The sequence below is a fragment of the Haloimpatiens massiliensis genome (genome assembly GCF_900184255.1).
Classification (GTDB): domain Bacteria; phylum Bacillota; class Clostridia; order Clostridiales; family Clostridiaceae; genus Haloimpatiens; species Haloimpatiens massiliensis.
Genome location: NZ_LT854626.1, coordinates 1 through 865 on the forward strand (window position 1 = coordinate 1; position 865 = coordinate 865).

An 865-nucleotide genomic window follows, 5' to 3' on the forward strand; every position below is an offset into this window, starting at 1 on the left:
CCTTTATCAGCAATAATGTAACTGTCTTTTAGTGAAAACCATTCATTTGTAGCAGTAAGAATTTCTATAAAATTAGAAATTTCATTGATATCGGCAGTTGTAGTAAATTCAGCAATAGGAAGACCCGATATAGCATCACAAATAACATGATTTTTGTATCCCCAGTAAAATTCATAATTTTTCTTTGATTTATTGGGTTTATCCTCTGAAACTTGAACATTCAAGGAGTTATTAGCAGTATGAACTCCTAGTTTACAATCTTTATCAGAAGATGGAGGATTCTTTTTAGAAAACTTGTTACTTGAAAAAGATTTGGGATTATTAAATTTAGTATTAGCTTTAACAGGAGTGGCATCAACAGATACAAAATTGTTATCAATAAAACCTAACTCCTTAAGAACATTAACTTGATTTTTCATGATTTCTTTAAGATAAGAGTTAGATAAATTTTTAATAAATCTCTGAAAAACCCAGTATGAAGGTAAAGATTTAAGAATGTTAAAACCACAAAGTTGGGCTATAATTAAATTATTTTCTAAAAAATCTTTAAGATCAGTAATTTGGGCAAACTTCTCACATTTCATGACGATGAAAGCTCTAAAAAGAGCATGGCGTGAAAATCCAGTAGGGCCATATTTAGAAGGAACCCTATCGGGTAATGGAGATAAATCAAGATTATCAAAGATTTTTGTATAAAAATTGATAAGCTTTTGAGAAGTAAAAAGTTCAATTATGTTAAAGATTTCTTGACGTTGGTACATAGAGGTTTCCTCCTTATTGTTTTTATATTATGTGTGGTAATATAGTATAATTCGACAAAAATGTGAGGAAATCCTATGATATATATTTGAGTGATTAAAAAAAA

At 28.6% G+C, this 865-nt stretch carries 1 protein-coding gene; it reads right to left on the minus strand.

Going from position 1 to position 865, the window contains the following annotated elements; translation table 11 throughout:
- A partial coding sequence (locus C1715_RS00090; protein WP_102398662.1) for a transposase occupies window positions 1-761 on the minus strand: 761 nt, incomplete at its 3' end.
- Between the last annotated feature and the right edge of the window lie 104 nt (window positions 762-865).